This window comes from Desulfovibrio piger (assembly GCF_012843875.1).
GTDB lineage: Bacteria > Desulfobacterota > Desulfovibrionia > Desulfovibrionales > Desulfovibrionaceae > Desulfovibrio.
This window is the reverse complement of record NZ_JABAFY010000083.1, coordinates 1-5,127: the sequence shown is the minus strand read 5'-3', so window position 1 is coordinate 5,127 and position 5,127 is coordinate 1. Positions and strand designations below refer to the sequence as shown.

The following is a 5,127-nucleotide window of genomic DNA, read 5'->3' as shown; positions in this document are numbered from 1 at the left end:
TGCTGCCGCGCACAGTCTTTTTTTGTCCACATGCCTTCTTGTAACTATAAAAGCTGAAGTTTCCAAACACGCTCTGAATCCGAAGAAAGTCACAAGGACGCAAACGTGCATGCGCGATATACTTCTATCATTGCACGTTATCCTTAAAGGTCCGATCTTAAACTGTTGGCAGCAACAGTATTTTTAACGTATAGGAAGAATAAACGCCCTTTTCACCCAAGTCCAACAGCTTTGGACCGCAGTTGACTCTTTCGACACCCCTGCGATGCAACCCAATCCGGCTGACGGGGAGCCAGCAACGCTGAAAATTTACCCTCCTCTTTCCCACTAGCGGCTCCTTTTCCGACAACCAGCACGGCGGATCCCTGCCGCGGCGCTGTGAACGCAGCATTTTGATTGGTATCGTTGGCCTTCAGGCTCGTCAGTCAAACAGACCCAGGAGCAGCTCAGCCGGTGGCGCCCGGCTTTCGGGTAACGCCCTGGTCCCGCTGGTTTCGGCTTTGTGCTTCAGGTGATCAAGGATCTGCTTGATCACTATAGGGTCTTCAATGCAGGCGATGACTTTCATGGCGCCGCCGCAGCCGCTGCAGGTCTCGATGTCGATATTGAAAACACGCTTGAGCCGTTGCGCCCATGTCATCGACGCTCGCCGTTGTGCTGGTGTTGCCGGTTCATCAGCCACCCTGACCTTGTTGCCCCTGCCCCGTTTTGCCGGCGTGACCAACGCCCGGTGCCGACTGTTGGGTGCGAACACCCCGTGGAAGCGGGTTAGGTTGACTCTGGGCTTCGGTACCAGGGCGGCCAGCCTTGCAATGAAATCCAATGGTTCGAAAATGACGTGCGTGGTGCCGTCCCGGTACGGCGTCTTGAGCTGGTAGCGCACGTTGCCGCCTCGTGTTAACGACAGCCGCTTCTCGGATACCGCCGGGCGGCTGATGTACCGGCACAGCCGTTCGAGCTTCTTGCGTTCATCGGCCCTGGCCGCCACGCCGGCGTGCAGGCTGGACCCGGCTACCTTGCCAATCCCGTCACCGAACGGATCACCACTGGTCGGCAGAGTTTGCAAAGTGAACACCTTTCGCCCCGCCTGTGAACCGACAGCGATACGGTAAGTGATCGAGTGCCCCAGCAGGGGTGTCATCGGGTCGTCATCCACCGCATCCGAGGCCAGATAGCTGTTTTCGACATCCCGTTCCAGCAGGCCTTGCCGTTCCAGATAGCGACCCACCCGGTGGGCGATGGTGTGCGTCAGCTGGGTGAGCTCTGGGCTGGTCGGCGCCTTGACCCAGCGGAAACGCGCTGAGCCGTGGGATTGCTCGACATACACACCGTCGAGAAACAGCATGTGGAAGTGAACATTCAGATTGAGCGCCGATCCAAAACGCTGGATCAGGGTGACCGCGCCCGTCTTGGCCACTTGGTGGGTATGGCCCGCTTTCTTGACCAGGTGCGTGGCAATGACGCGGTAAACGATGCCCAGCACCCACCCCATGATCTCGGGCCGGCTGGCAAACAGGAAACGCAGCTGAAACGGGAAGCTCAACACCCACTGACGCATGGGTTGTTCAGGCAGTACTTCATCAACCAGCAAGGCGGCACTTTCGGCCATCCGCCGCGCCCCACAGCTCGGGCAGAAACCGCGACGCTTACAGCTGAAAGCGACCAGGTGCTCGGCGTGGCAAGACTCGCAGCGAACCCGTAGAAAGCCATGCTCCAGCCGCCCGCATTGGAGAAATTCTTCAAATTCCCGTTGCACATAGCCCGGCAATTCCTTTCCCTGCTCTGCCATAAGCGCAGCGAATGCCGGGTAATACTCGTCAACGATCTGATAGAGAAGGGTTTGCTCGGGTCGGTGGCTCTGGTAACGACCAGTATCCCGATCCCGGCTGGCCGTCCTGGCCGCCACATGAGGCATGTTCCGCGTCCTTGCAATACTGTGTTTACATACAGTCTATCGCTTAGCGGAAAGTTCTTTTACCCTCAGCCGAAATGCCTGCCGTTGCTAGACATTGCCAGCCAGTGCCCGTCACTCCCACTCAAATGTTAATAGGCCGCCTCTATGAAGGGGGCTGTTTTCGGGGTCGATTTCCAGGGGTTCATTGACACTTGAGGGGCGGGCTATGCCTTCCCTCTTGGCGTCCAATCCGCCCCTTGGGGCGTCAAATCAAGTCCGCTTTGTTCGGGCTGGGGTTGAAGTTGAAGCTGGGAATCTCCCCCGGCTTATGGCTGGCTGATGGTACTGGTTTGGGTGTCGCTGGGGTGGCTTTCTTGGGGGCCGGTTGGGAGGATGCCGGCGGTCTTGCGGTGGCCTTTTCAGGCTCGCCTGGCGACCGAATCAGACTGTTCACATAGATTATTTTATTTTTTGCGGGTGAGTTATTAGCTAAAGTGAGAATCTCAGTCAATGAAACACCTTCATCTCCTCGACTAGAGTCAGTTGCCAATAGGTACCCACCGGTCGCCTCAATATGGCCATGCCCAGCAAAGTAAAACAACGCAATATCTGCATCCGTTTTAAAAAGCTGCTCGATTTGATCTTTTAATTCGCCGCGATTAACGCGGTCTGTTGGTCCTGTACCAGTCAACAAACGACAATCGAAATTTACTGCACCTCCATCATGTCTCTCTAGCACAGCTTTAACTTCGTGAGCATCGTTCACGCAACCATGAAGAGAGCCTCCGTGCTCATAATAATTTATTCCAACAATGAGAGCGATGCGCATTTGAGTCACTCCCTTATAAGCTGTCGATGAAATCTTCGATAGCCTTCCATGTCCATACAACAGTTCGAACACCTTGGACATTAGTTCTATCGTCGGTATAAGCCCATATCCCTAAAACTTTCTTCCCTTCTTCTTTGGCGCAAGCGATCTCCCATTTCTGCCCGCTTGAGGTAAGGGAGTCGCTACTAATTAGCGCGATAACACCATCAGATCGTTTAATTCTTGTTCTAACTTTGTTTTTCCAGTCGGTGTCATATGCTTCCTTTACTGACATATCTACATATTCAAAAGGAGAATTTGTATTTAGTGATTGCCCCTTAAGAAAATCCCGTTGCCTTTCATCTTCAATTGCAAACGCAACAAATATCGTCTTTTTTGTAGCCATTTTACTCTCCGTTGTAGTTTATGGTTGATTCTCGATTGGTTGCCTAACGCTTGAGTTAAGCCGCGCCGCGAAGCGGCGTCGGCTTGAACGAATTGTTAGACATTATTTGCCGACTACCTTGGTGATCTCGCCTTTCACGTAGTGAACAAATTCTTCCAACTGATCTGCGCGCGAGGCCAAGCGATCTTCTTCTTGTCCAAGATAAGCCTGTCTAGCTTCAAGTATGACGGGCTGATACTGGGCCGGCAGGCGCTCCATTGCCCAGTCGGCAGCGACATCCTTCGGCGCGATTTTGCCGGTTACTGCGCTGTACCAAATGCGGGACAACGTAAGCACTACATTTCGCTCATCGCCAGCCCAGTCGGGCGGCGAGTTCCATAGCGTTAAGGTTTCATTTAGCGCCTCAAATAGATCCTGTTCAGGAACCGGATCAAAGAGTTCCTCCGCCGCTGGACCTACCAAGGCAACGCTATGTTCTCTTGCTTTTGTCAGCAAGATAGCCAGATCAATGTCGATCGTGGCTGGCTCGAAGATACCTGCAAGAATGTCATTGCGCTGCCATTCTCCAAATTGCAGTTCGCGCTTAGCTGGATAACGCCACGGAATGATGTCGTCGTGCACAACAATGGTGACTTCTACAGCGCGGAGAATCTCGCTCTCTCCAGGGGAAGCCGAAGTTTCCAAAAGGTCGTTGATCAAAGCTCGCCGCGTTGTTTCATCAAGCCTTACGGTCACCGTAACCAGCAAATCAATATCACTGTGTGGCTTCAGGCCGCCATCCACTGCGGAGCCGTACAAATGTACGGCCAGCAACGTCGGTTCGAGATGGCGCTCGATGACGCCAACTACCTCTGATAGTTGAGTCGATACTTCGGCGATCACCGCTTCCCTCATGATGTTTAACGCCTTGCTCACCGGAAAATTGCGAGCGCAGCGAGTAATTTTTACGGTGCAGCAACTTGTTGTACGGTGCAACCGATAGCTATGACGTTTGCCCCTTAATCGCCTGGATAATCCTCGGCCAGTCTTCATGATGCAACTCATGTCCCGTGCCTTCGAGTGTCAGCATTTTTGAACCACGAATCGCATCTTTCAGTGCCAACCCATGCACATAAGGAAGTACAGGATCCTCCGTGCCGTGAATGATCAAAGTTGGTACAGCTATCTCATTTAATCTCCCGAGCCATCTCTCGCCACCACCTAAAGTAGTGTGGTTGAATGTTGTCAGGATATTCGGAGTGCGATCAAAATTTAACTCAGCGATATTTTGTATCTTCTCAGCGTCAAAAGCATGCGCAGTACCTGAGTTGATTCGCCACGCTCCGACCTGATACGCGACGACAGCATCTCTATCAGACCAATCCAGCGATTCCGCCCGTTGGTGATACTCAATGATGGCAGGATCAAAAGCGGGCATATCAGGATCTGCATCTGCAAGCCGTTCTGAAGCAATCAGCGTCAAGCTCTTCACACGTTTCGGATACTTGAGAGCTACAAGCTGGGAAAGAAATCCCCCCAAAGACATGCCGACTAAATGAGCAGCTTCCAGACCATAACCATCAATGACGCGAACCACATCATCTGCTAATTCTTCAACGGAATATGGAGCTTGACCTGGCTCATAGCTTGTTGATTTCCCGGTATCACGGTGGTCGTACCGGATCACATAGCGACCCATTTTGGCTAGTTGGGAGCAAAACTCATCAGGCCACCACACCGCAGACGACATTGCCCCCATGATCAGGATAATGGGTTCATGGGCCGGGTCGCCGAATGATTCGGTATAGAGTGAAATCGCTTTATCAACAACTACCTTTTCTTTCATACTAAAATTGCCTTCGAGTTTTACGTACAACATTTGAATATCGCGCATGCGCGTTTTCCGCCTCATATTTCCCATCAAGATGTATTCGTAATTAATTAATATCCTTAGTGAAATTCCTGAGAGCGTGTTTGGAAACTCATTTATCAATAATGAAACGTTTCAACAGTATGCTTGCCATGGCTATTTGAATCATG

The 5,127-nt window shown here is 52.2% G+C and carries 5 protein-coding genes; all 5 read right to left on the bottom strand.

Annotation, left to right across the window (positions count from 1 at the left end):
- Positions 1-421: 421 nt before the first annotated feature.
- Positions 422-1,915, bottom strand: coding sequence for an IS91-like element ISCR2 family transposase (locus tag HF854_RS12010; RefSeq protein ID WP_001120888.1), 1,494 nt, complete (start codon positions 1,913-1,915; stop codon positions 422-424).
- Positions 1,916-2,159: 244 nt separating this feature from the next.
- A complete protein-coding gene (locus HF854_RS12005; RefSeq protein WP_197390855.1) occupies positions 2,160-2,723 on the bottom strand; it encodes a caspase family protein in 564 nt (187 codons plus the stop codon).
- A gap of 13 nt (positions 2,724-2,736) precedes the next feature.
- Positions 2,737-3,108, bottom strand: a complete 372-nt coding sequence (locus HF854_RS12000) for a TIR domain-containing protein (RefSeq protein WP_032324164.1) — start codon at positions 3,106-3,108, stop codon at positions 2,737-2,739.
- 102 nt (positions 3,109-3,210) lie between these two features.
- Positions 3,211-4,002: an ANT(3'')-Ia family aminoglycoside nucleotidyltransferase AadA1 gene (aadA1, locus tag HF854_RS11995; protein WP_001206316.1), complete on the bottom strand. Its 792-nt coding sequence runs from the start codon at positions 4,000-4,002 to the stop codon at positions 3,211-3,213.
- 88 nt (positions 4,003-4,090) lie between these two features.
- Positions 4,091-4,981 (bottom strand): macrolide esterase EstX, encoded by an 891-nt coding sequence (gene estX / locus HF854_RS11990; RefSeq protein WP_223151485.1) that lies wholly within the window; start codon positions 4,979-4,981, stop codon positions 4,091-4,093.
- Between the last annotated feature and the right edge of the window lie 146 nt (positions 4,982-5,127).

Bases quoted from the DNA above. Each gene is read 5' to 3' on its own strand.
- HF854_RS12010 (WP_001120888.1), bottom strand. From the start codon at position 1,915: ATGCCTCATGTGGCGGCCAGGACGGCCAGCCGGGATCGGGATACTGGT.
- HF854_RS12005 (WP_197390855.1), bottom strand. From the start codon at position 2,723: ATGCGCATCGCTCTCATTGTTGGAATAAATTATTATGAGCACGGAGGC.
- HF854_RS12000 (WP_032324164.1), bottom strand. From the start codon at position 3,108: ATGGCTACAAAAAAGACGATATTTGTTGCGTTTGCAATTGAAGATGAA.
- aadA1 (WP_001206316.1), bottom strand. From the start codon at position 4,002: ATGAGGGAAGCGGTGATCGCCGAAGTATCGACTCAACTATCAGAGGTA.
- estX (WP_223151485.1), bottom strand. From the start codon at position 4,981: ATGCGCGATATTCAAATGTTGTACGTAAAACTCGAAGGCAATTTTAGT.